This window comes from Salsipaludibacter albus (assembly GCF_019798055.1).
Classification (GTDB): domain Bacteria; phylum Actinomycetota; class Nitriliruptoria; order Nitriliruptorales; family Nitriliruptoraceae; genus Salsipaludibacter; species Salsipaludibacter albus.
In genome coordinates this window covers 138,923-160,674 of sequence record NZ_JAHOPH010000006.1, presented here as the reverse complement: position 1 = coordinate 160,674, position 21,752 = coordinate 138,923, and the positions used below count along the sequence as shown (strand labels likewise).

Sequence of the window (21,752 nt, the reverse complement as noted above, 5' to 3'; positions counted from 1 at the left end):
GGACCGGCCGGGCAGGTCATCGACCCTGCTGTGGACGACCGGGTCGGGGGGATCGCCGTCAGTCCGAGTCGGCCTTGCTGCCCGAGTCGGACGTCGAGGACCCGGACGACGTCCCGGACTCCTTCTTCGACGAGGAGTCCGACGACGAGGTGGACGTCTCCGACGTGGTCGTGTCCCCGTCGGAGGACGAGCCTCCCGTCGAGGAGCCGTTGCCCGACGATCCGGAGCCGGTGTTGGCGTAGTCCTTCACGTGCCAGCCCGAGCCCTTGAAGATGATCCCGGCCGCGGAGAACACCTTCCGCAGGGAGCCACCGCAGTTCGGGCAGTCCGTCAACGGGTCGTCGTGGAACGACTGGACCACGTCGAGGTGCTCGCCGCAGTCCTTGCAGGCGTACTCGTAGGTGGGCATGGACGGGCCTCCGATGGCGCTCGGACAGGTGCTCCTGGCACGGTGCACGGCTGGTGGCCGCGAGCGCGGCGCCGCCAGCGGACGGGTGTCGAGCGGGGCCGAGGGTCGCCTCGAGCCGGATTCTCGACGAGCACGGCAGGACGTCGAAACGATATCGCACGGGCGAACCGGCCACCAAGGCGGCTGCGTGGACCAGGCGCGACGAACCTGCGCGGTGTCCTGGAGGATCGCCGCCCGCACCGTGCGAGGGGGGCGGATGGTGCACCGGTCGACACGGGATGGGGTGGCACGACCTCGTTTCCGCGCACATACGTTTCGGTCGGCGCACACTTCCGTTCGTTCATTGACCGAAGGCGGACGACCGCCCTACGATCGTGGACGACGACCACGCGAACGCGGACTCCCCCGTCACGGCCCGGCCCGTGCAGATCCGACCGAGACTCGGCACCCGCGCGTGCGGTGCGTCGCCACGTCGGCCGACGTGGCTTCGGGGCGGGAGGAACCGTTCCGTTCTCAGCCGAGGAGAGATCGACACCATGGAGCACTCAGCCACGAACATGAACCGACGCCGGTTCCTGCGCAACGCCACCATCGCCGCACTGGGCCTGACCGCGGCCGGCAACGCCACCCTCGCCAGCGCCGCACCCGGCAGTGGCAGGGGCCCGACCGGCAGGCGACCGGTCCCGCGCGGCAACATCTCGATCCAGCTGTACAGCCTGCGTGGCATCATCCCGAACGGGAACGCCGCCGGCGTCGCCGCCGTCATGGAGACCCTGTTCGACATCGGCTACCGCAAGGTCGAGCCCTACAGCAACCACGGCCTGGGCTGGGAGGGCTTCCGCAGCGTCCTGGACGACGCGGGGCTGACCGCGACCAGCCTCCACAACGGTGGCCGGAACCCGCAGGCCGTGGTCGAGGCCGCCCTGGCCATGGGCTCCACCTACACCAACTTCCCCTTCGCCAGCTACGGCACCCTCGACGAGTGGCGCGCCCTCGCCGTGGACGTGCTCAACCCGGTCGCCGCGGCCATGACCGACGCCGGGGTCAAGTACGGCTACCACAACCACGCGACGGAGTTCCAGGTCGAGGAGGACGGTGTCCAGGCCTACGACGTGCTGTTGGAGGAGTTCACCGGCCACATGCAGGCGGACCTGTACTGGGTCGTCACGGGGGGTGCAGACCCGGTCGAGGTCTTCAGCCGTGACCCGGGCCGCTTCCTGCAGTTCCACGTCAAGGACCGGGACGAGAGTGGCTTCTTCGCCGACCCGGGCGAGGGCACGATCGACTTCCCGCGGATCTTCGCCGCGCGCCAGGAGTCCGGCGTGATCGAGTACATCGCCGAGAACGACCAGCCTGCGGACCAGATCGAGTTCGCCGAGACGGCGTTCGAGTACCTCCGCAACGTCCGCTTCTGAGCCAGACGACCACCAGCGGGGCCGGCACCGAGACGGTGTCGGCCCCGTCGTCGTGTCGCGCCGGTGTCCCGCCCCCGGTGGCGGGCGTCAGGCGTCCCGGGGGTGACGTCGTGCGCCGGTGTGGTGCACCCCGCGGTCGGTGACCACCACGTCGACCGGGCGGTCGTTGTCGTCCCGCGGCACGCGCGGGACCAGCTGGGCCGTGGTGGCCAGCCCGATCCGCACCGCGTCGGACGGCACCCGGTCGAGCACGGTGTCCCAGGGGTCCGCCGCAGGTCCCAGCCGGCCACCCTCGAGGTCGAAGGCCACGCCGGGCACCACGACCACGTCGACGTCGTCGAGCGTCTGTGCCGGGCCGTCGTCGCGCACCAGCTGGGCCCGACCGCTCGCGACGACCTCGACGCGCTGGTCGTTCGCCTCGACCAGCAGGACCCGGGTCCCACGCTCGGACAGCATCGGCGCCAGGCCCCGGGAGTCGAGGTCGCCGTCATCGGGAACGTGCAGCGCCACGACCTGGGCGCGCTGGACGGCCACGAGCCCGGCGAGGTGTTCGACGGCACGATCGGACGCGGCACGCAGCACCCGGGGGTCGAGGGGACGCCGCATGCGCAGCACCGCGTCACGCAGGTCGTCCTTGGCCGGCCCCGGACCACCCATCCCGTGGCCTCCCCTCGCGTCCCGGTCGCCGGTGGCGACGTGTGCACAAAGTAGGCTGGCACGGGCCCCGACGGCGAACCGACCGACCCCCACCGTTCCATACGGACACCTCGACCAAGGACTCCCCGATGACCGTGCGCAAGGCCGTGATCCCCGCTGCCGGCTACGGGACGCGCTTCCTCCCGGCCACCAAGGCCGTTCCCAAGGAACTGCTCCCGATCGTGGACCGACCCACCATCGAGTACATCGTCGACGAGTGTGCTCGGGCCGGGCTCGACGACGTCCTGCTGGTCACCTCGGCGGGCAAGTCCGCGATCGAGGACCACTTCGACCGAGCACTCGAGCTCGAGGCCGCGCTGGAGGCCAAGGGCAAGGACGACCTGTTGTCCACCGTGCGCGACCTCGCCGACCTCGCCCGGGTCCATGCCGTGCGGCAGGGCGAGCAGCTGGGGCTCGGCCATGCCGTGCTCCAGGCCCGCCACCACGTCGGCGACGAGTCCTTCGCCGTCCTGCTGGGGGACGACATCGTCGACCCCGACGACGACCTGCTCGAGCGGATGATCGCCGCACACGATGCCACTGGGCGTGCCGTGGTCGCGCTGATGCAGGTCGACGAGGCCGACGTCGACAAGTACGGCATCGCCTCGGTCGGTGAGCCCGACGACGACGGACGCCTGCCGGTCACCGGGCTGGTCGAGAAGCCCGACCCGGCGGACGCGCCGTCCGACCTCGCCGTGATCGGGCGCTACGTGCTGCCGTCGGGGATCTTCGACGTGCTGGACCGCACCGGTCGTGGTGCCGGGGGCGAGATCCAGCTGACCGATGCGCTGGAGACCCTGGCCGCCGACGAGCCCATCGTGGGCATCCAGCTCGACGGGATCCGCCACGACGCCGGCGACAAGTTCGGCTTCCTGGCGGCCACCATCGACTTCGCACTCCGCCGGGACGACCTCGGGCCGCAGTTGGCGGACCACCTCCGTGACCTGGTCGCGACCCGCCTGTCCTGAGCGTCGATCAACACCGCAGATCCGGCCACCCGGGAGCCATCATGACCAACTTCGTCGGACACGGTCGCACGACGGTCACCGACCCCCACGAGCTGACCCCGGTCGACGACTGGGTCGCCGAGATCGTCCGCGCGCTGGCCCCGCCGCGCCGCACGACGGTGCCCACGGCCGAGGCCGCCGGTCTCGTGCTGGTCCGGCCGGTCGACGCGGCCGAGCCGCTGCCGCCCTTCACGAACTCGGCCATGGACGGCTGGGCCGTCGTCGCCGACGACCTCGAGGACGCGTCCGGTGACGACCCGGTGGTGCTGACCGACGGGGGAGCGGTGCATGCCGGCCCAGTCGGGTCGCGGCCCACGGTCACGCCGGGCACGGCGGTCGCGGTGATGACCGGGGCCCCGGTCCCACCGGGCGCCGATGCCGTCGTGCCGGTGGAGCTGACCAGCAGCCACGCCGAGGGGGTCGCCTTCCACGCGTCACCCTCCCCACGCGAGAACGTCCGTGCCGCCGGCGAGGAGCTGGCTCGTGGCACCCGGTTGCTGCCGGCCCGCCATCGGCTGACCGCCCGGGACGTGGGCCTGCTGCTGTCCACCGGCGTCGACGAGGTGGTGGTCGCGGCCCGGCCACGGGTGTCGGTGGTGACGACCGGCAACGAGCTCGTCCCCGCCGGTCGTGACCTCGAGCCGGGCCAGATCCGGGACTCCAACGGTCCGATGCTGGCCGCGGTCGTGACCGAGCTGGGCTGCGTGGCGACCTTTGCCGGCCCGGTGCGCGACACCGTCGAGGACCTGGTGCGCGTGCTCCGCGAGCAGGCTTCCGACGCGGACATGGTCGTGCTGTCGGGGGGCGTGTCCGCCGGTGCGGCCGACCACGTGGCCACGGCCATCGGCCGGCTGGGAGAGGTGCGGCGCACGAAGCTGGCGATGCAGCCCGGCATGCCCCAGGCGCTCGGGCGGATCGACGGGACCCCGATCGTCGCCCTGCCGGGCAACCCGGTGTCGACGTTCGTGTCGTTCGAGGTCCTGGTTCGACCGGCGCTGCGCATCCTCCAGGGTCGCACGGACCTCCTGCGTCCCCGGACGACCGCCACGCTCGACGAGGCGGTCACCTCACCGGCCGGGAAGCGCTCCTACCTGCGGGTGCGCCTGCGCCAGGTCGACGGGGCGTGGCATGCGCGGCCGGCCGGGGGACAGGGCTCGCACATGCTCGGGGCGCTGTCACGGGCCGACGCGCTGGCCGAGATCCCGGTCGACGTGACCCGACTGGACCCCGGCCGACAGGTCGTCGTCCAGCTGCTGGTCTCGTGACCGGCCCGGACCGTTCGGGTGACCGCGCACCCGGTGACGAGCTGACCCACCTGGACGAGGCAGGCAACGCACGCATGGTCGACGTCGGCGACAAGCCGATCACCCGCCGACGGGCCGTCGCCCGGGCCCGGGTGGCGATGACGCCGGAAACGGCCCGCCGGCTGGCCGACGGTGACCTGCCCAAGGGGGACGCGCTGCCGGTGGTGCGGCTCGCCGCGATCCAGGCGGCCAAGTTCACGCCGACCCTGGTCCCGCTGTGTCACCAGGTCGCGGTCACGTCCATCGAGGTGGACGTCTCCGTGGACGTCGCCACCGGGACGGCCACCATCACCTGCACGGCCCACGCCCTGGACCGGACCGGCGTCGAGATGGAGGCCATGACGGGCGCCTCGGTCGGTGCGCTGGCACTCTACGACCTCGTCAAGGCCGTCCAGCGCGACGTCGAGGTGGTGTCGGTACGCCTCCTCGCCAAGTCGGGCGGACGCTCCGGTGACTGGCGGGCCGCGGACCTCGACTGACCCGGACGTCGCGTCGTGCCCCACCTCCCGTGGGGTGCATCCAGCCACAGTGGGCCACAGGGGCCACGGCAGTGACGGACGACGGCCGGCGGCCGGTGGTCGGACGGTCGGGGTCCCGGGCCCGCCGCGAGGTGCGGTCCACCACACTTCCACGAGGCCGAACACGCACGGTGGGTTCCTCGGCCGGGGGCGGATCCTTTCGCCGACCGGCGGGACCAGTTAGATTCGTCGAAGCCGACCGGTGGAATTCCATGGGTGTGATGCAGTTGCTGCGGGCCGACCGGCGTCGTTCGTCGAGGCACGTGGCGCCTCCCCCACGGCAACGGATGACTGCATGAGCCCGATCCAGATCATGTTCCTGACCGGCCTCGCCGGTGCGTGGCTGGCCCTGGTGTTCCCCTTGGCGGTCCGCGGTCGGCACGCCTCGGTGCATGGCTCCGCCGCCGGGTTCGAGCGTGCCATGGCCGTCCTCCAACGCGACAGCGAGCATCCCATGACCACTTCCTCGGCCGCGTCCCACCACGACCGGCGCTCCGCCGCATCGATCGGCCGGGCCGCTGCCGCCCGTGCGGTGCGCGCCGCCGACGACTCGCTGGCCACGATGCGACGGCTGTTCGTGGGCTCGCTGGTCGCCGTCCTCGCCAGTGCGGGTGCGGCCATCGCCTGGGGTGGCGTCTTCTGGACCATCTTCGTCGTCGCCACCATCGCGACCGGTGGCTACGTCATCGTGCTGCGCCACCGCAAGCTCGAGGCCGATCGCGCCAAGGCGGTGATCCGCTCGATCCGCACGGACGCACGGGCGTTCGTCGGCCGTGACCAGCCGCACCTCTACGAGTCGTTGCCACGGCTGGTCGAGGGCATGGCCGACGAGCGCCACTTCCCCGGCGGTCGACCGCGCACGGCCGCGGCCGACACGCCCGTGCACGACGCCGCGCCGCAGCCCGTGGGCGCCCGTCGATCCGCCGTCGAGGTCCTCTGACGGCACCCGGCCGTCGTTGGCGGGCCACCGGGGCGGTGGTTACCATGAGCCGGCCCGTCGCCCGAGGCGGGCAGACCACCCCGCGATCGGCGGGGTCGAGTTCTCCCGGGGGTGTAGCTCAGCCTGGTAGAGCACTTCGTTCGCAACGAAGGGGCCGTCGGTTCAAGTCCGATCACCTCCACCACGTCCGGCCGCATCGCACAGCGATGCGGCCGGCGTCGTCCCACGGGCCCGGGCACGGGTCCGTGCGTGCCATCCCGAACGGGAGTCCAGGATGCAGTTGACCACCGACCATGTCGCCCTCGTCACCGGCGGAGCCTCCGGGCTGGGGCGGGCCACGGCCGCCCGGCTGGCCCGGACCGGTGCCCACGTCGTGATCGTCGACCTGGCGTCGTCCGACGGCGCGCAGGTCGCGGGCGAGCTGGGCGACGGGGTCACCTTCGCGCCCGCCGACGTGACCGACGCGCACGAGGCGGCGGAGGCCGTCGCGACGGCCGGCAGCCTCGGGCGGCTCGCGGTCGCCGTCAACTGCGCCGGCGTCGGGACCCCGGCGCGGGTCCTGTCGCGCGACGGCGGGCCCACCCCCCTGGACGGGTTCCGCCGGGTCGTGGAGATCAACCTCGTCGGGACGTTCAACGTCGTGCGACTCGCCGCGGCCGAGATGGCCCGTCACGAGCCCGAGGGCGAGGAACGCGGCGTGATCGTCAACACGGCGTCCGCGGCCGCCTACGACGGCCAGGTGGGGCAGGCGGCCTACTCGGCCTCCAAGGGTGGCGTGGTGGGCATGACCCTCCCGCTCGCCCGTGACCTCGCCCAGTGGCACATCCGGGTCATGGCCATCGCCCCGGGCCTGTTCGCCACCCCGATGCTGTCCGGCCTGCCGGAGGAGGCCCAGGCCTCGCTCGCCACGCAGGTGCCCCACCCGTCCCGGCTCGGCGACCCCGCCGAGTACGCCGACCTGGTGGACAGCATCGTGGGCAACCCGATGCTCAACGGCGAGGTCATCCGGCTCGACGGTGCCATCCGCATGGCACCCCGCTAGGACGACGTGGGGGACGCCCGGGTCACGACGGGGGGATAGTTCGTGCGGTCGGGGGACGACCGCCGTCGACATCGGGCGGCCGTCGCTGGGCGAGCCACACGCCCACGACCAGGATGGCGGCCCCCAGAAGGACGTTGGGCCCGAAGCGTTCGCCGCGCACGACCGCACCCGCCACGAGCCCGACCACCGGCACCAGGTAGGTCACCATGGACGCATTGGTGGCGCCCACCCGCTGGATGAGCGTGAAGTAGAGCAGGAAGGCGAGTCCGGTCCCGACGACTCCCAGTGCCACCAACGATCCCGCCGCGACGGGGTCCAGCGACAGTGGCGGAGGTGGAGGGCCCACGAACCCGACGGAGAGGCCCGTGGCGACGACGGCGGCCGTGGACAGCTGGACCGCCGCGGCCGGCAGTGGGTCGATCCGTCCGGAGACGCGAGCCCGGGTCAGGACGGTCCCGATGCCGTAGGCGAAGGGGGCGACGGCCGCGACGACCAGGGCGGCGACCGGTCCGCCCTGGGAGATCTCGCCCCCGACGATGACGACCGAGCCCACCGCGGCCACGAGCAGGCCCAGGACCCGGAGTCGGTGCAGTCGCTCCTGGCCGACGGCGACCGCGATCACCAGCGTCGCCCCCGGCGTCGTCGCGTTGAGCACGGCCAGCAGTCCCGAGTCCAGGAACTGCTGCGCCCAGGCCTGTCCCGCCCAGGGTAGGGCCGCCCCGGCCAGTCCGATGACGGCCAGCGTCGCGACGTCGCGTGGTGCCCGTGGCAGGGACCGGCGGCGCACCAGGGCGATCACGACCAGCAGGCTGCCACCGACGGTGAGTCGCCCCGCCACGATCCACGCGGGCGGGATGGTCGCGACGGCGAACTTGATGAACAGGAACGAGTTGCCCCACATCAGCGCCAGCAGGGCGAGCAGGCCGGCGTCGCCGGGCGAGAAGGACGAGCGGGAGGCGGGCACCGCGGCACCGATGGTCATGGGTCGAGGGCCGCGCGAGGCCCGGGGGAGGTGCGTCCGTCGGCCGAGGTCAGGCCTCGAGGGGGGTCGCGAGGCCGTCGACCACCTCGACGTTGGGCAGTCGGGCCAGGTCCGCGCCGGCGAGCAGGATCTTGGCCGACCGGGTGCCGGCACCGACGACCACCTCGTCCACGGCGGCGACGGCGGCGTCGACCCACACCGGGAGGTCGTCGGGCAGGCCCGCGACGGTGACGCCGCCGATCTCCATGCCGGTCAGCTCCCGGGTGTCCTCGGCCGGGGCGAACGACACCTTCCTCACGCCCATGCGCGTGCGGACGATGCCGTTGGCGTCCAACCGATGGGTCGCCAGCACCACGCACAGCACGTGGTGGCCGGGTGGCTTGCGTGACGCGACCAGCAGGGCGTTCGCCGAGGCACCGGGATCGATGCCGTACGCCGCACAGAACTCGGCGGTGTCGGCGAGGTCCGGATCGCAGTCCATCACCGTGTGGGCCACACCGGCGGCGTCCAGGGCCTCCAGCACGCGGGGATCAGGTGGCACGAGGTGCTCCGGCTCGGGTGGGCGACGCAGCGGAGGGTAGGTGCTCGGGACGGAAGACCATCGCGGACCGGCCCGTTGTCGACGCCGGACCCGTCCGGGTGACCGGACCGACGACCCTCGAGGACACGACCATGGACCAGGCTGCCATCGACACGGGAGTCCTGCTGCTGCGCGTGCTGGTCGGGATCCCCTTCTCCCTGCACGGCATGCAGAAGCTGTTCGGCTGGTTCGGGGGTGGCGGCCTGGACGGCACGGCGAAGTGGTTCCGGTCGCTGGGCTTCGGTGACGGGCGGGTCGCCGCGGTGGCGGCCGGCTCGAGCGAGCTGGCCGGGGGGCTCGGACTCGCACTCGGGCTGCTGACGCCGCTGTCGGCCGCCGCGATGATCGGGACGATGACGACCGCGGCGCTGGTCAACAACGCCGAGAACGGCTTCTGGTCCGTGTCCAAGGGCTGGGAGCTCAACGGCTACCTGGTGGTCGTCGCCTGGGCCGTCGCGACGACGGGTCCGGGACGCTGGTCGCTCGACCACGCGCTCGGGATCGACGATGCGGTCGGTGTGCCGCTGTCCGGCGTGCTGGTCGGCCTGGTCGCACTGGTCGTGGGGGTCGCCGGTGGCTGGGGACGCTGGGCCACCCGCGAGCCCTGAGCCTCGTCGTCGGGCCGTGAGTGGTCAGAGGCCGAGGGTGTCGGCCAGGCGAGCGCGCCAGGCCTTGGGGGTGCCGAACAGGAGGCGGGACGACGACGCACGCTTGAAGTACAGGTGCGCGTCGTGCTCCCAGGTGAAGCCGATCCCCCCGTGCACCTGGATGGTGTCCGCGGCGAGCTTCGCCGCCACCTCGTTGCACAACGAGGCGGCCATCGGCGTGGCGACGGCGATCTCGTCGGCGTCGTCGGCCGCGAGGGCTCGGGCCGCGTGCCAGGCGACCGACCGGGCCGCCTCGAGCGCCACGAGGTCGTCGGCAAGCAGGTGCTTGATCGCCTGGAAGGACCCGATGGCGCGCCCGAACTGCGTGCGGGTCCGGGCGTACTCGACCGCCATCTCGTGGACCGCTGCGGCGGTGCCGACCTGCTCGTTGGCGACGAGGGTGGCGCCGACGGTCCGGGCCCGGTCGACGACCTCGGCAGGACTGCCTGCGAGGTGGGCGTCGTCGTCGACCACGACGGCGTCGAAGCTGAGCTCCGCCTGGGGCCGGGTCAGGTCGAGCACCTCCATCGCGGTGACCTCGACGCCGTCGGCCGCCGGGTCGACCAGCACAGCCGCGTCCGGGGTGGCCACCACGACCAGGTCCGCGGCGGCACCCTCGACCACGTGGCGGACGCGCCCGTCCAGGCGGCCGTCCCGCAGGGTCGGCGCCGGCTGGGCATCGGCGCCGGGAACGTCGACCGCCACCGCGACGCGGCGCTCGCCGGCCGCGATGGCCGGCAGGTGCTCGGCCCGCTGGGCGTCGGTGCCGCTGGACAGGAGCACGGCGGTGCCCATCGCCGTCGACAGCAGGGGCAGCGGCGCGATCGCCCGCCCGGCCTCCTCGAACAGGACGGCGAGCTCGGTCCAGCCGTAGCCGGCTCCGCCATGCTCCTCGGGGACGACCATCGCCTGCCACCCCATGCCGGCGACCTCCGCCCAGTGTGCGGGGTCGAACCCGACCTCACCGGCCATGAGTTCGCGCACGACGTCGGGGCCGAGGCGATCGGCCAGGAACGTGCGGGCGATGTCACGCAGCGCCTGCTGCTCCTCGGTCAGGGTCAGGGACTGGATCTCGGTCATGGTGTGTGCTCCGGCAGGGAGGGCTGTGGCAGGGAGGTGGGGTCCGTGCTCACCGGGCCACGTCCTTCCACGGCAGGTCCTTGTCGACGCGCGGCTCGCCGGGCAGGCCCAGCACCCGCTCGCCGAGGATGTTCTTCATGATCTGGGAGGTGCCGCCCTCGATCGAGTTCGCCCGGGCCCGCAGGAACGCCTTCTGCGGCGTGGACTCGCGTTCCGCCCGGCTGGTCGGGGCGTGCAGCTCGTAGCCACCCGGGTACAGCATCCCGTCCCCCTCGAGCAGTTCCATCGTGAAGCTGGTGAGGTCCTTGTTGAGCTCGGCCCAGTGGAGCTTGGAGGTGGAGCCCTCCGGCCCGGGGGTGCCGGCGGTGCGGGCGTCGGCAGCGCGTTGCGAGGTCAGCCGCAGGGCCTCGGCCTCGATCCACAGCTCGGTCAGCCGGTCACGCAGCACCGGGTCGTCGTGGCCACGCTCCTCCCACACCTGCAGGGCGGTGGCGATCGATCCGGACCCACGGGGTGGCACGCCGCCCCCGATGGCGACCCGCTCGTTCATGAGCGTGGTCATCGAAACCGACCAGCCCCCGCCCACCTCGCCCAGGCGCATGTCGTCGTCGACGTGGACGTCGTCGAGGTAGACCTCGTTGAACTCGGCCTCGGCGGTGATCTGGTGGAGCGGGCGGACCTCGACGCCCGGGGCCTCCATGTCCAGGATGAAGTAGGTCAGACCACGATGCTTGGGCGCGGACGGGTCCGTGCGGGTCACGAGCATCCCCCAGCGGGAGATGTGGGCGAGGGTCGTCCACACCTTCTGGCCGTTGACGACCCACTGGTCACCTTCGGGGACGGCCGAGGTGGACAGGTTGGCCAGGTCCGATCCGGCACCGGGCTCGGAGAACAGCTGGCACCAGATCTCCTCCATGGTGAACATCGGGCGCAGCATCCGGTCCTGCATGGACTCCGGGGCGTGGGCGACCAGGGTGCCGGCACCCATGCCGATCCCGATGATGTTCATCCGGATGTTGTCCTGGTCGGCACCCGCGGCGTGCAGTCGTTCACGCACGTGCGGCAGCCACCGCGGTGACACGCCGAGCCCACCCTTGCCCTCGGGGTGGTGCACCCAGGCCAGCCCGGCGTCGTACTGGGCCCCCCAGAACTCCTCGGAGGACGTCGACGCGGGCGGGTGCTCGGCCACCAGGCGGTCGACTGCCTCGTCGAGGCGCTCGCGCACGGCGATGTCGTCGTGGTCCATGGGGCCTCCCGTGAGCCGGATCGGGCCGCCGACGGTACTGCCTGCCCGGTCGGCGCCGGGCGGGATCCGGGCAGTCGTCCTAGAGTCCCGCAGGGGCGTCGTCGGGGAGCCGGGCGCCGATCCTCACGGCCACCGATGTCGAGGAGCCGACCATGGACGAGGGTGCGCACACCTGTGGCGAGTGCGGCCGACTGCGGCCCGCCGAGGGCGCCTGCCCCCACTGCGGGGCCGTGGCCGGCTGGGACTGGCCCGTGACCCCTCCCCCGACCACCGGTCCCGCCACCGCCGGCACGACTCGACCCGGCCCGGGGACCCCGCCCCCCGCGCCCGACCTGTCGGCCGGCGCGACTCCGGCGGCCGGATCCGGGTCGGGCAATTCCGGCTGTGGGCGAGTGGTGCTCGTCGTCGCCCTGGTGTTCGTGGTGCTGATGGCGCTCGGGGCGATCGGGTTGTTCGTGCTGTTCCGATCGGTCGGCGACGCCGAGGTGAACTTCGACATCGACGAGGGCGGGACCATCGAGTTCGACGGGTCGGCCTCCTACGGCGACGACCCGGTGCTGGACGGCCTGTGGGACGACTGCGAGGGCGGCGACATGGGCGCCTGCGACGACCTGTACTTCCAGGCCCCGTTCGGGTCGGAGTACGAGGAGTTCGGGGACACCTGTGGTGGCCGTCGGGAACCCGGCGGGATCTGCGACCAGTGACCCCACCACCGACCGAGCTCGCCGACCGGCTGCGCCGGGCCGGCGTGGCCGACGTGGACGGCTCCCCGGCCACCCGGGCGACCCACGCCGCCGATGCCTCGCTGTACCGCGTGGTGCCCCGGGTGGTCGTGGCCCCACGGGACGCCGACGACGTGGTCGCGACCGTGCAGACCTGTCGCGAGCTGGGGGTCCCGCTCACGGGTCGGGGGGCGGGCACCAGCATCGCCGGCAATGCGGTCGGTGCCGGCGTGGTCCTGGACTGCTCCCGCCACCTGGACGACATCGTCGACGTCACCTCGACCGCGGACGGCGGCGGGCGCGCGATCGTTGAGCCGGGGGTGGTCCTGGACCACCTGCAGCGGGCTGCCGCACCCCACGGCCTGCGGTTCGGACCGGACCCGTCCAGCCACGACCGCGCCACGCTGGGCGGGATGATCGGCAACAACGCGTGCGGGTCCCGGGCGCTGGGCTACGGACGCACCGTCGACCAGGTCGTCACCCTGGACGTCGTGCTGGCCGACGGGACCCGGGTGCGACTGGGGCGTGGGGCCGACGCGGCCACCGGCGACGGTGCGGGGTCGGCGGCCCGGGCAGCGCGGCTGGTGGACGACGTGGTGGCCCTGCGCGATCGCCACGGCGACGTCATCGCCGACGAGTTCGGCCGTTTCACCCGCCAGGCGTCGGGCTACGGGTTGCAGCACCTGCTCGGGGACGGCGGACCACACCTGGCCAGGGCGTTCGTGGGCAGCGAGGGCACGCTCGGGATCGTCGTGGCCGCCGAGGTCGAGCTGGTCGCGGCACCCGACCACACGCGCCTGGTGGTCGTGGGGCACCCGGACATGCCGAGCGCGGCCGACACGGTCGTCGACGTGCTGGACTTCGACCCGGTCGCGGTCGAGGGGCTCGACACCCGCATCACCGACGCACTGCGACGACGCCGTGGTCCCGAGTCGGTCCCGCCGCTCCCGGCGGGCGGTGCCTGGCTGCTGGTCGAGCTGGCCGGCGACGACCTCGGCGAGGTCGACGACCGCGCCCGGCGCCTGGTCGCTGCGGCGGGAGGACCGGCAGTCGTGGTGAACGACCCGGTGCAGGTGGCGCGGATCTGGCGGATTCGCGAGGACGGTGCCGGCCTGGCCGCGGTGGCACCGTCGGGCCGTCCCGCCCATGCCGGGTGGGAGGACGCAGCGGTGCCCCCGGAGGGGCTGGGCGACTACCTGCGGGCCTTCGACGATCTGCTCGACGAGTTCGGGCTCACCGGGTTGCCCTACGGGCACATGGGCGAGGGCTGCGTGCACGTGCGGCTGGACTTCCCCCTGCGCGAGCCGGACGGTCTGGATCTGTACGCCCGGTTCGTCCGGCGCGCCGCCGACCTGGCCGTCGCCCACGGTGGCTCGCTGTCCGGTGAGCACGGCGACGGTCGTGCCCGCAGTGACCTGCTGGCCAGGATGTACTCGCCGGACGCGCTGGCCGCCATGACCGCCTTCAAGCACGCGTTCGACCCCGAGGGCCTGCTCAACCCCGGGGTGCTGGCGACCCCGGCGCGGCTGACGGCGGACCTGCGTGCCGATGGCGCCGCGCCCGTGCCGGCGACCGACGGCTTCGCCTTCACGGCCGACGGTGGTGACGTCACCGCGGCGGCGCACCGCTGCACGGGGGTCGGTGCCTGCGTCGCGGACCGGGCGGGCACCGGGACGGTCATGTGTCCGTCCTGGCAGGCGACCGGTCGCGAGCTCGACTCGACCCGTGGGCGGGCCCACGTCCTCCAGGAGATGCTCCGCGGCGAGGTGGTCACCGGGGGATGGGCCAGCCCCGAGGTGGACGAGGCGCTCGACCTGTGCCTGGCCTGCAAGGGCTGCGCGTCGGACTGCCCGACCGGCGTCGACATGGCCCGCCTGAAGGCCGAGGTGCTGCACCGCCGCCACCGCGAGGGACGACGACCGCGCAGCCACCACCTGCTGGGTGCGCTGCCACGATGGTCCGACCTCGCGGCGCTGGCACCGGGCGTGGCCAACGCGGTCCTGGACCTGCCGATGGTGTCGTCGGTGGCACGTCGGGTCGCCGGCATCGACCCCCGTCGGGCGCTCCCGTCGTTCGCGTCGACCACCTTCCGCGAGAGCCTGGCCCGGCGACGGGCGGCAGGTGGACCACTGGTGCGGCCGGAGGTGCGTCGCGCCGCGAGCACGGTCCCCGGCGCTGGCCCGGTCGTCCTGTGGGTCGACTCGTTCACCGACCACTTCGCCCCGGAGGCCGCCGTCGCGACCCTGGAGGTGCTGGTGGCCGCTGGCCACGAGGTCGAGGTCGTCACCGACGACGCCTGTTGTGGGCTGACCTGGATCAGCACGGGCCAACTCGACGAGGCGCGCATCCGGCTGCGGTCCACGGTCGAGGTCCTGTCCCGCCACGGCGGCGGTGACGCGCCGATCGTCGGTGTCGAGCCGTCCTGCGTCGCCGTGCTGCGCGACGACCTCGTCGACCTCCTCGAGGGCGACGACGCCGCCCGGAGCGTGGCGGCCCGGGCGCGGACGCTGGCGGAGGTGCTCGCCGCGCGGCGTCCGGACTGGACGCCACCACGGCTGGACGGTCGCACCCTGGTCGTGCAGCCACACTGCCACCACCACGCCGTGATGGGCTTCGCGGCGGACCGGGCCCTCCTGGCGGCCACCGGGGCGGACCTGGTGGTGGTCGGTGGGTGCTGCGGACTGGCCGGCAACTGGGGGATGGAGCAGGGCCACCACGACCTGTCCTTGGAGGTCGCCGGCCTGCAACTCCTCCCGGCGCTCGAGGCCGCGCCGCGCGACGCCGTCGTGCTGGCGGACGGGTTCTCCTGTCGGACCCAGGTCGCGGCCCTGGGCTCGCGACGGGCCCGTCACCTGGCCGAGGTGCTGCGTCCGCGCTGAGGCCCGGTGGGCGCCGGTGGGCCGGGGTGTCGAACGGCCGTGGCGAACGGTGACGTCCCCCCCGACGATGGTGCACCCCGACGAGGAGTGGATCCATGGCCACCCCGCACCCGCAGACCACCGCGACTCCGCAGCCGCCGGCGCCGACGCCCGGCCCGATGCCCAACCCGGTCCCGGATCCCATGCCCAACCCGGTTCCGGACCCGATGCCGTCACCGGACCCGATGCCGACTCCCGATCCGATGCCGACCCCGGATCCGGACCCCATGCCCGACCCGACCCCGACGCCCGTGCCCGATCCCCAGCCCGTGCCGGACCCGGTCCCGACCCCGGACCCACAGCCGGAGCCCGACCGTCCCGAACCCTTCCCGCGCTGACCACGCCACTCGGGCGCCGGCCCCGCCCGGCCCAGCGGGGCTCAGGCGACGGCCGGCACGTCCTCCTCGCGACGGCCGACCACCAGCGCTGCACCCGCCACGAGCAGGGCGGCGACGATGATGATGCCGGCCGCCCACCGCAGGTCGGACGTGGCGGCGGCGAGCACTGCGGCGAGCGTGTCCCGAGCCCCGGCACCGGCCAGCCGACCCAGCAGCACGTCGGAGAGGACCGCCAGGAGTGGGAAGGTGGCGGCCAGCGCGACGGCCACGGCCAGGCCCAGCCACAGCGTCGCCCGGGAGCGTCGGGGGGCAGTCCACAGGGCCGCGGCGGCGAGCAGGACGGCCACGGCGACCAGGACCCAGACCAGCCGGTCGAAGGTCGACACGGCGCCCCGCCAGGGAGCGAGCTGCTCCTCCTCCACCAGCACGATCGTCGCGACGTCCGGGTCCACCTCGACGCCAAGTCGCGCGGCCAGGTCGTCCAGCCGCAGGTCGTCGGGGATCGACCCGGGCTCGAGTCCGAGCAGGTCGGCCGTGTCGCGCACCACCGGTGCCAGGGCCGTCTCCACCAGGGGTCGCAGGTCCAGGGTGACGTCGCCGTCGACGACCACCGCCTCGGGGAGGGCCGCCTGGTCCTCGCGCAGCACGGCCACGGTGGCCACGTGGGCCGAGCGCACCGACTGCTCCAGCGCCGACCGGAAGCGCGGACGCTCGACCGCGAGCGTGACCCGGTCCGAGACCCGTTCCCGAGCGGCCGCGACCAGCGCGGGTGTCAGCGCGGCCAGTTCGGGCCCGTCGGGGAGCCGCTGGGCGACCGGTCCCTCCGGGTCGAGGTCGAGCAGGTCGGCGATCCCGGAGCGCAACCAGGCGTCGACCTCGCCCAGTGAGGTCGCGACCCGCTCCTCCAGGTCCAGGGCCGTGAAGAGCTCGTCGGTGACCCGGTCCCCGACGGCCTCGCCGGTCGCCGGTGACGTCACGATCGGGTCGACCAACGCCATGAACCGGTCCGTGTCGAGCAACGTGGCGTGCACCCACCAGCCCACGGTCGCGAGCAGGGTCGCCAGCGCTGCGAGGACGGTCAGGGTCACCGACACCCAGGTACGACGCATCAGGCCGTCACGCCGGGCGCGGCGTGGACCCGGCCGACCGGCAGGCCACCTCCCAGGGTCCGGGGCGCCAGCGCGTCGGCGAGGTCGGTCGCGTCGATGCCCGCCGCCGTCAACAGTGCCAGCCCCACGGGCACGGTGGCCCGGCTCGACCCGTCCGCGATCTTGACCGCCACGCCGAATCCGTCGGCAGTGCCCAGCGCCAGCACGCCCTCCGCCCCACCCTTGGCCACCACGCCGTCGAGCTGTTCCATGACCATCGTGTCGTCCGCGCCGATGCCCGCGACGGCCCACGGATGGGCACGCATGGCCCGGGCGACCCGTCCCAGGGCATCGACGACCTCCTCGTGGAGACCCGCGGTGGGGCCGGGTTCGCCCGCGCCGGCCGCCCCCACGCGTCCGATCGCGCGTGCCAGGCCGACCAGGCTCGTGGCGAACAGCGGCGCGCCACACCCGTCGATCCCGACCGTGCCCGCCGTGACGCCGGTGACCTGCTCGACGACGCCGCGGATGCGCTGCTGGAGCGGGTGGTCGGGCTCGAGATGGGTGGCACGGTCGAGGTCGCCGGCCCGGCAGGCGGTCAGCATCGCCGCGTGCTTGCCGGAGCAGTTCATCGCGAGACGTCGAGGCCCGCCCCCCGCGCGCAGGAGGTCCTCGGAGGCCCACGGCTCGGACGGCAGGGCCGGGGGACACTGCAGGTCGTCCTCGTCCAGCCCACTCGCTGCCAGCACCTCCGCGACCAGGTCGAGGTGGTCGGGATGGCCCCGGTGGCTGCCGGCCCCGATCGCCAGGGCCGGGCCGTGCAGGTCGGCGCCCACGAGCAGGCAGCCCGCGGCCTGGAGTGGCTTGAGCGACGACCGTGGGTCCATGGTGGCGTCGGCCTGCCCGAGCGCCGTCACCACGTGCCCGTCCGGCGCGGTGACCACGGCGTGGCCGTGGTGGCGGGACTCCACGAACCCCGACCGCGTGACCAGCGCCAGCTCGACACCGTCCCGGGGGATGCCGGGCCAGCCGGGCCCGGGCTGGTCGGGCACGTCCTCGGTCGGTGGCAGGCTCACGGATGTCCTCGCCCCACGCCGGTCGTCAGCCGAGCTCGATCTCGGCCACGGACTCGACGACGTGGTGTGGTTGGTAGGGAGAGCGTGCCAGCGCGTCGTCGGGCCCGGTCATGCCACTCATGACCAGCACGGTCTCCATGCCGGCCTCGAGCCCACCCTTGATGTCGGTCAGGAGGTTGTCCCCGACCATGTAGGTGTCCTCGGAGTGCACGTCGAGGTGGTTGAGCGCGGCCCGGAACATGAACGGGTTGGGCTTGCCGACCACGTAGGGCGACACGCCGGTGGCGGCACTGATCATCGCGGCGACGGCACCCGCCGCGGGCACGATCCCCCGCTCGGTCGGCCCGGCGGTGTCGGGGTTCGTGGCGACGAACAGGGCCCCGTCGACCAGCAGCTGGACGGCGGTGGACACCGACGAGAAGGTCATCTCGTGCGACTCGCCGAGCACGACGTAGTCGGGCTCGATGTCGGTGATGACGTAGCCGGCCTGGTGCAGGGCGGTGGTCAGGCCCGAGTCGCCGATCACGAAGGCCTTGCCACCCGGACGCTGGTCGGCCAGGAAGCGGGCGGTCGCCATCGCCGACGTGAAGATCCGGTCGGCCGGGACGTCGAACCCCCCGGTGCGCAGCCGGTGCGACAGGTCCTGGGGCGTGTACAGCGGGTTGTTGGTCAGCACGAGGTAGCGCCTGCCGGCGGCGTCCAGGCGTGCGAGGAACTCGGCGGCCCCGGGAACGGGAGTCGCACCCCGCACCAGGACGCCGTCCATGTCCAACAGGAAGTGTCGACGGGTCATGTGCCGGAGCCTACTGGCCGCCTCCGGTGTGGTTGCCGACGTCCGGGGCGATGCACGCCACCTCGCTCTAGGGTCGTGGTCCCCGTGCCCGACCAGGGAGCCGACCCGATGCCCGTCACCATGACCATGGATGAACTCGCCACCGCTGCCGACGTCGACCTGGGCGCCTCGGAGTGGATCGATGTGACCCAGGACCTCGTCGACCGCTTCGCCGACGCGACCGACGACCACCAGTGGATCCACGTCGATCCCGAGCGGGCCGCCGACGGGATGTTCGGTGGCACGATCGCGCACGGCTTCTGGACGCTGGCCATGCTGCCGTCGCTGCTCGGTGGACTGATGACCGTGCCGGACGCGGCGATGGGCATCAACTACGGCCTGGACCGGGTCCGCCTGCCGGCCCCGGTCCCGGTGGGCAGCCGCGTGCGGGCCGTCGGGCGGCTCGACCACACCGAGCCGAAGGCGGGGGGACTGCTGGTCCACGTGGACGTCACGATCGAGATCGAGGACTCCGACCGGCCCGCCCTGGTCGGCCGGTTCCTGTCCGTGCGCGTCTGAGCCCCTGCCGCACGACCGCTGGCGTCGGTGTCGCGACGAACGACCACCCGTGGCGCGTGAGTGGTGACCACTCATGTTTGGATCAGATGAAGACGATCTGGGCGCCCTCGGCGAGCTCGACGAAGTCGGCCGCGGTGATCACGCCCTCGACGGCCGGGTGCAGGTCGGCCTCGATCATCTTCGCCATGTCGTAGCTGAGCTTGCAGGCGTACAGGTGGGCACCCGAGGCGGCCAGCAGGTCGAGGAACTCCGGGACCGGTGGCACCCCCAGCTTGTCCATCTCCTCCTTCATGTGCCGGGTGGCGTAGGCGGTCATGCCGGGCAGGTTGCCCAGCGCCTGCGGGATCGCCTTGTACTCCAGGCCCGGTCGAACCTTCGCCAGGTCTGGCATGTGCATCGCGGTGTTGCCGCTGACGGTGAACTTGAGCTTGTCGTTGACCTGCGTGTTGATCATGTCCAGGCCCCAGAAGGTGAAGAAGATCAGCACCTCGACACCCTCGGTCAGGGCCGCGTTGCCCACGATCAGGGCCGGGTAGGCCATGTCGAGGTTCCCCTTCGAGCAGATGAAGGCCATCCTGCGGGGGCCGGTGGAGGTGGCCGTTGCGGCCGTGGCGGTGGCCGTCGCGGGCGTGGTGCCGTTGTCGGCGGGGGCGGGGTCACCGAAGTCCGGCATGACGAACCCGTCGGGGATGGTGGCCATGGCGTGTCTCCTCGTCGCTGCCTGGTTCAGACGCAGCCGGTCGGCTTGGGCAGGCCGGCCAGCCAGGCCATCTTCTTGACGGGCTTGCCCGGGTACAGCCGGTACAGCTCCTTGATGTCGAAGCCCCCCGTGGCGTGCATCCGGCGCAGGGTCGGGGTGGCGCCGTGCTCCGCGGCGTCGGAGCGCATGAACTCCAACGGCGCCATGTGTGCGTCGTCCAGCTCGGTGCCGATCAGCTCGGCCATGTCGGCTGCGAGCTCGGGGCTCCACTGGTCGGGGTCGGTGAAGAAGCCCTCGTCATCGACCGTGAACGTGTGACCGTTGAGCGTGTTCGTGGGCATGGCGCGCCTCTCAGGGTTCGTTCTTGCCAGCCATGGACATGTTCGCCGGCACGGGAAGCCGCTTGCCGGGCAGGAGCAGCCGCCAGTAGACCTGCTCGAATGCAAGCTTCCCGAGATGGTTGATCCGGGTCGGCTCGAGCAGCCGCATCGGCCCCACGCCGGCCGCCGGGAAGGTCCCGGTCAGGGGCTGCGTGTCGTAGTTGAAGTCCAGCAGCAGGGCCTGGTTGCGCCCGGATTCCACGAAGCAGTTGGCGTGTCCGTCGAAGGACCGGGGCATCGGCTCGCCGGCCACCGCCGCCAGGAAGTTGTCGACGAACAGTTCTGCGGCGAAGTGCGCCACGGACCCGGCCTTGGAGGTCGGGATGTCACTGGCGTCGCCCAGGACGAAGATCCGCTCGTGGTCCACCGCCTGCAACGTGTGCTTGTCGACCGGGACGAAGCCCAGGTCGTCGCCCAGGCCCGAGTCCATGACGAACTGCGCCCCCGTGTGGGGAGGGATGCTGACCAGCAGGTCGAAGGGCAGCTCGCGGCCGTCCCAGGACACCAGGTGCTGGGTGTCGTTGTCGATCCGCTCCACCGCGAAGTCGGCGGCCAACCGGATGCTGCGCTGCCGGAGCAGGTCGCCCAGCGTCTCGGAGGCGACGGGCTTGGTGAACGCACCGTCGAGCGGTGTGACGTAGGTGATGTCGACGTCGTGGCGCAGGCCGGCCTTGCGGTACTTGTCCTCGACCAGGAAGGTGAACTCGAGGGGGGCGACCGGGCACTTGATCGGCTGGTCGGCGAAGTGGACCAGCAGGCGGCCCTCGTGGAAGTCGGCCAGTGCGTCCCGCAGGGCGACGGAGCCCTCGAGGGTGTAGAACTCGTGGACCTTGTCCCGCCAGAGCGAACCGTCGGCCATGCCCGGCACGAGATCCGGGCGCGGACGAGATCCGCTGGCGATGACCAGCCAGTCGTAGTCCAGCCGTTGGCCGTCGGCCAGCTCCACCCAGCGCTGGTCGGGATGCACCCGGGCGATGTCGCGCTGGACGAAGTCCACGCCGTCCGGCAGGAACGCGTCACGCTCCTTGACGACCCGTCCCTCCGGCATCCAGAAGGGCACGAACAGGTAGCCCGGCTGGTAGTGGTGCTCGTTGTCGCGGTCGACGATCGTGATGGACCAGTCGTCGCCCAGCTTCGTGCGCAACAGGTTGGCGGCCATGGTCCCGGCCGTGCCTGCCCCGAGGATCAGCAATGTGTTCATGTCCGAGATCGTAGGAATCGCGTCCCTCGATCCGGCTGGAGTCCGGCCCGGTGCGGTCCGCCGATGGTCCGCCCCTCGGCAGGACCTCGGGGTCGACGAGACGTCAGGCGTC

22 protein-coding genes and 1 tRNA gene are annotated in these 21,752 nt (G+C 72.8%); 11 read left to right on the top strand and 12 right to left on the bottom strand.

The window, feature by feature from the left end; genetic code table 11:
- Positions 1–58: 58 nt before the first annotated feature.
- The gene (locus tag KR546_RS05840; RefSeq protein ID WP_238443761.1) at positions 59–409 is read right to left on the bottom strand and encodes an FmdB family zinc ribbon protein; all 351 of its coding nucleotides are present in this window, start codon (positions 407–409) and stop codon (positions 59–61) included.
- 536 nt (positions 410–945) lie between these two features.
- On the opposite strand from KR546_RS05840, the gene KR546_RS05835 reads away from it, so the two are divergent.
- Positions 946–1,824, top strand: a complete 879-nt coding sequence (locus tag KR546_RS05835; protein ID WP_238443760.1) for a sugar phosphate isomerase/epimerase family protein — start codon at positions 946–948, stop codon at positions 1,822–1,824.
- Positions 1,825–1,911: 87 nt separating this feature from the next.
- Here the strand turns inward: KR546_RS05835 and KR546_RS05830 are convergent, their stop codons facing one another.
- Positions 1,912–2,481 (bottom strand): 5-formyltetrahydrofolate cyclo-ligase, encoded by a 570-nt coding sequence (locus tag KR546_RS05830; RefSeq protein WP_238443759.1) that lies wholly within the window; start codon positions 2,479–2,481, stop codon positions 1,912–1,914.
- A 128-nt stretch (positions 2,482–2,609) separates the two neighbouring features.
- Between KR546_RS05830 and galU the strand changes: the two genes are divergently transcribed.
- From galU to KR546_RS05800, 6 genes are all read left to right on the top strand, one after another.
- Positions 2,610–3,488 (top strand): UTP--glucose-1-phosphate uridylyltransferase GalU, encoded by an 879-nt coding sequence (gene galU / locus KR546_RS05825; RefSeq protein WP_238443758.1) that lies wholly within the window; start codon positions 2,610–2,612, stop codon positions 3,486–3,488.
- Positions 3,489–3,529: 41 nt separating this feature from the next.
- The gene (locus tag KR546_RS05820) at positions 3,530–4,792 is read left to right on the top strand and encodes a molybdopterin molybdotransferase MoeA (protein WP_238443757.1); all 1,263 of its coding nucleotides are present in this window, start codon (positions 3,530–3,532) and stop codon (positions 4,790–4,792) included.
- Positions 4,793–4,866: 74 nt separating this feature from the next.
- Complete coding sequence (gene moaC, locus KR546_RS05815) at positions 4,867–5,310, top strand: cyclic pyranopterin monophosphate synthase MoaC (RefSeq protein ID WP_238443784.1); 444 nt, start codon at positions 4,867–4,869, stop codon at positions 5,308–5,310.
- 334 nt (positions 5,311–5,644) lie between these two features.
- Complete coding sequence (locus KR546_RS05810) at positions 5,645–6,289, top strand: hypothetical protein (protein ID WP_238443756.1); 645 nt, start codon at positions 5,645–5,647, stop codon at positions 6,287–6,289.
- Between the two features lie 107 nt (positions 6,290–6,396).
- Positions 6,397–6,473 (top strand) — tRNA-Ala (locus KR546_RS05805).
- Between the two features lie 90 nt (positions 6,474–6,563).
- Positions 6,564–7,331: a 3-hydroxyacyl-CoA dehydrogenase gene (locus KR546_RS05800; RefSeq protein ID WP_238443755.1), complete on the top strand. Its 768-nt coding sequence runs from the start codon at positions 6,564–6,566 to the stop codon at positions 7,329–7,331.
- Between the two features lie 22 nt (positions 7,332–7,353).
- Here the strand turns inward: KR546_RS05800 and KR546_RS05795 are convergent, their stop codons facing one another.
- Complete coding sequence (locus tag KR546_RS05795) at positions 7,354–8,313, bottom strand: DMT family transporter (protein WP_238443754.1); 960 nt, start codon at positions 8,311–8,313, stop codon at positions 7,354–7,356.
- 49 nt (positions 8,314–8,362) lie between these two features.
- Complete coding sequence (locus tag KR546_RS05790) at positions 8,363–8,854, bottom strand: YbaK/EbsC family protein (RefSeq protein ID WP_238443753.1); 492 nt, start codon at positions 8,852–8,854, stop codon at positions 8,363–8,365.
- A gap of 131 nt (positions 8,855–8,985) precedes the next feature.
- Between KR546_RS05790 and KR546_RS05785 the strand changes: the two genes are divergently transcribed.
- Positions 8,986–9,501 carry a DoxX family protein gene (locus KR546_RS05785; RefSeq protein WP_238443752.1) on the top strand — a complete coding sequence of 172 codons (516 nt, stop codon included), beginning with the start codon at positions 8,986–8,988 and terminating at the stop codon, positions 9,499–9,501.
- A gap of 24 nt (positions 9,502–9,525) precedes the next feature.
- On the opposite strand, the gene KR546_RS05780 is transcribed toward KR546_RS05785, so the two are convergent.
- Complete coding sequence (locus KR546_RS05780; RefSeq protein WP_238443751.1) at positions 9,526–10,620, bottom strand: acyl-CoA dehydrogenase family protein; 1,095 nt, start codon at positions 10,618–10,620, stop codon at positions 9,526–9,528.
- Positions 10,621–10,669: 49 nt separating this feature from the next.
- A complete protein-coding gene (locus tag KR546_RS05775) occupies positions 10,670–11,866 on the bottom strand; it encodes an acyl-CoA dehydrogenase family protein (RefSeq protein ID WP_238443750.1) in 1,197 nt (398 codons plus the stop codon).
- A 152-nt stretch (positions 11,867–12,018) separates the two neighbouring features.
- Here KR546_RS05775 and KR546_RS05770 point away from each other — a divergent pair, with 152 nt between their 5' ends.
- Both KR546_RS05770 and KR546_RS05765 read left to right on the top strand, forming a co-directional pair.
- On the top strand, positions 12,019–12,570 hold the full coding sequence (locus tag KR546_RS05770) for a hypothetical protein (protein ID WP_238443749.1): 552 nt from the start codon (positions 12,019–12,021) through the stop codon (positions 12,568–12,570).
- Positions 12,567–15,467 carry an FAD-binding and (Fe-S)-binding domain-containing protein gene (locus KR546_RS05765; protein WP_238443748.1) on the top strand — a complete coding sequence of 967 codons (2,901 nt, stop codon included), beginning with the start codon at positions 12,567–12,569 and terminating at the stop codon, positions 15,465–15,467. The genes KR546_RS05770 and KR546_RS05765 overlap by 4 nt, the downstream gene beginning before the upstream one ends.
- A 418-nt stretch (positions 15,468–15,885) precedes the next feature.
- On the opposite strand, the gene KR546_RS05760 is transcribed toward KR546_RS05765, so the two are convergent.
- The 3 genes from KR546_RS05760 to KR546_RS05750 are packed head-to-tail and all read right to left on the bottom strand — an operon-like array spanning position 15,886 to position 18,801.
- Positions 15,886–16,953, bottom strand: coding sequence for a hypothetical protein (locus tag KR546_RS05760; RefSeq protein ID WP_238443747.1), 1,068 nt, complete (start codon positions 16,951–16,953; stop codon positions 15,886–15,888).
- Positions 16,953–18,008, bottom strand: a complete 1,056-nt coding sequence (locus KR546_RS05755) for an asparaginase (RefSeq protein WP_338019101.1) — start codon at positions 18,006–18,008, stop codon at positions 16,953–16,955. Before KR546_RS05755 ends, KR546_RS05760 begins: the two co-directional genes overlap by 1 nt.
- A 25-nt stretch (positions 18,009–18,033) precedes the next feature.
- Positions 18,034–18,801 carry an HAD-IIA family hydrolase gene (locus KR546_RS05750; RefSeq protein WP_238443746.1) on the bottom strand — a complete coding sequence of 256 codons (768 nt, stop codon included), beginning with the start codon at positions 18,799–18,801 and terminating at the stop codon, positions 18,034–18,036.
- A 108-nt stretch (positions 18,802–18,909) separates the two neighbouring features.
- On the opposite strand from KR546_RS05750, the gene KR546_RS05745 reads away from it, so the two are divergent.
- The gene (locus tag KR546_RS05745) at positions 18,910–19,359 is read left to right on the top strand and encodes a MaoC family dehydratase (RefSeq protein WP_238443745.1); all 450 of its coding nucleotides are present in this window, start codon (positions 18,910–18,912) and stop codon (positions 19,357–19,359) included.
- A gap of 82 nt (positions 19,360–19,441) precedes the next feature.
- On the opposite strand, the gene KR546_RS05740 is transcribed toward KR546_RS05745, so the two are convergent.
- From KR546_RS05740 to sqr, 3 genes are all read right to left on the bottom strand, one after another.
- Positions 19,442–19,933, bottom strand: a complete 492-nt coding sequence (locus KR546_RS05740) for a DsrE/DsrF/DrsH-like family protein (protein WP_238443782.1) — start codon at positions 19,931–19,933, stop codon at positions 19,442–19,444.
- 152 nt (positions 19,934–20,085) lie between these two features.
- The gene (locus tag KR546_RS05735) at positions 20,086–20,400 is read right to left on the bottom strand and encodes a TusE/DsrC/DsvC family sulfur relay protein (RefSeq protein ID WP_238443744.1); all 315 of its coding nucleotides are present in this window, start codon (positions 20,398–20,400) and stop codon (positions 20,086–20,088) included.
- A gap of 10 nt (positions 20,401–20,410) precedes the next feature.
- Positions 20,411–21,640 carry a type III sulfide quinone reductase, selenoprotein subtype gene (gene sqr, locus KR546_RS05730; RefSeq protein ID WP_238443743.1) on the bottom strand — a complete coding sequence of 410 codons (1,230 nt, stop codon included), beginning with the start codon at positions 21,638–21,640 and terminating at the stop codon, positions 20,411–20,413.
- Between the last annotated feature and the right edge of the window lie 112 nt (positions 21,641–21,752).

Bases quoted from the DNA above. Each gene is read 5' to 3' on its own strand.
- KR546_RS05840 (WP_238443761.1), bottom strand. From the start codon at position 409: ATGCCCACCTACGAGTACGCCTGCAAGGACTGCGGCGAGCACCTCGAC.
- KR546_RS05835 (WP_238443760.1), top strand. From the start codon at position 946: ATGGAGCACTCAGCCACGAACATGAACCGACGCCGGTTCCTGCGCAAC.
- KR546_RS05830 (WP_238443759.1), bottom strand. From the start codon at position 2,481: ATGGGTGGTCCGGGGCCGGCCAAGGACGACCTGCGTGACGCGGTGCTG.
- galU (WP_238443758.1), top strand. From the start codon at position 2,610: ATGACCGTGCGCAAGGCCGTGATCCCCGCTGCCGGCTACGGGACGCGC.
- KR546_RS05820 (WP_238443757.1), top strand. From the start codon at position 3,530: ATGACCAACTTCGTCGGACACGGTCGCACGACGGTCACCGACCCCCAC.
- moaC (WP_238443784.1), top strand. From the start codon at position 4,867: ATGGTCGACGTCGGCGACAAGCCGATCACCCGCCGACGGGCCGTCGCC.
- KR546_RS05810 (WP_238443756.1), top strand. From the start codon at position 5,645: ATGAGCCCGATCCAGATCATGTTCCTGACCGGCCTCGCCGGTGCGTGG.
- KR546_RS05800 (WP_238443755.1), top strand. From the start codon at position 6,564: ATGCAGTTGACCACCGACCATGTCGCCCTCGTCACCGGCGGAGCCTCC.
- KR546_RS05795 (WP_238443754.1), bottom strand. From the start codon at position 8,313: ATGACCATCGGTGCCGCGGTGCCCGCCTCCCGCTCGTCCTTCTCGCCC.
- KR546_RS05785 (WP_238443752.1), top strand. From the start codon at position 8,986: ATGGACCAGGCTGCCATCGACACGGGAGTCCTGCTGCTGCGCGTGCTG.
- KR546_RS05780 (WP_238443751.1), bottom strand. From the start codon at position 10,620: ATGACCGAGATCCAGTCCCTGACCCTGACCGAGGAGCAGCAGGCGCTG.
- KR546_RS05775 (WP_238443750.1), bottom strand. From the start codon at position 11,866: ATGGACCACGACGACATCGCCGTGCGCGAGCGCCTCGACGAGGCAGTC.
- KR546_RS05770 (WP_238443749.1), top strand. From the start codon at position 12,019: ATGGACGAGGGTGCGCACACCTGTGGCGAGTGCGGCCGACTGCGGCCC.
- KR546_RS05760 (WP_238443747.1), bottom strand. From the start codon at position 16,953: ATGCGTCGTACCTGGGTGTCGGTGACCCTGACCGTCCTCGCAGCGCTG.
- KR546_RS05750 (WP_238443746.1), bottom strand. From the start codon at position 18,801: ATGACCCGTCGACACTTCCTGTTGGACATGGACGGCGTCCTGGTGCGG.
- KR546_RS05745 (WP_238443745.1), top strand. From the start codon at position 18,910: ATGCCCGTCACCATGACCATGGATGAACTCGCCACCGCTGCCGACGTC.
- KR546_RS05740 (WP_238443782.1), bottom strand. From the start codon at position 19,933: ATGGCCTTCATCTGCTCGAAGGGGAACCTCGACATGGCCTACCCGGCC.
- KR546_RS05735 (WP_238443744.1), bottom strand. From the start codon at position 20,400: ATGCCCACGAACACGCTCAACGGTCACACGTTCACGGTCGATGACGAG.
- sqr (WP_238443743.1), bottom strand. From the start codon at position 21,640: ATGAACACATTGCTGATCCTCGGGGCAGGCACGGCCGGGACCATGGCC.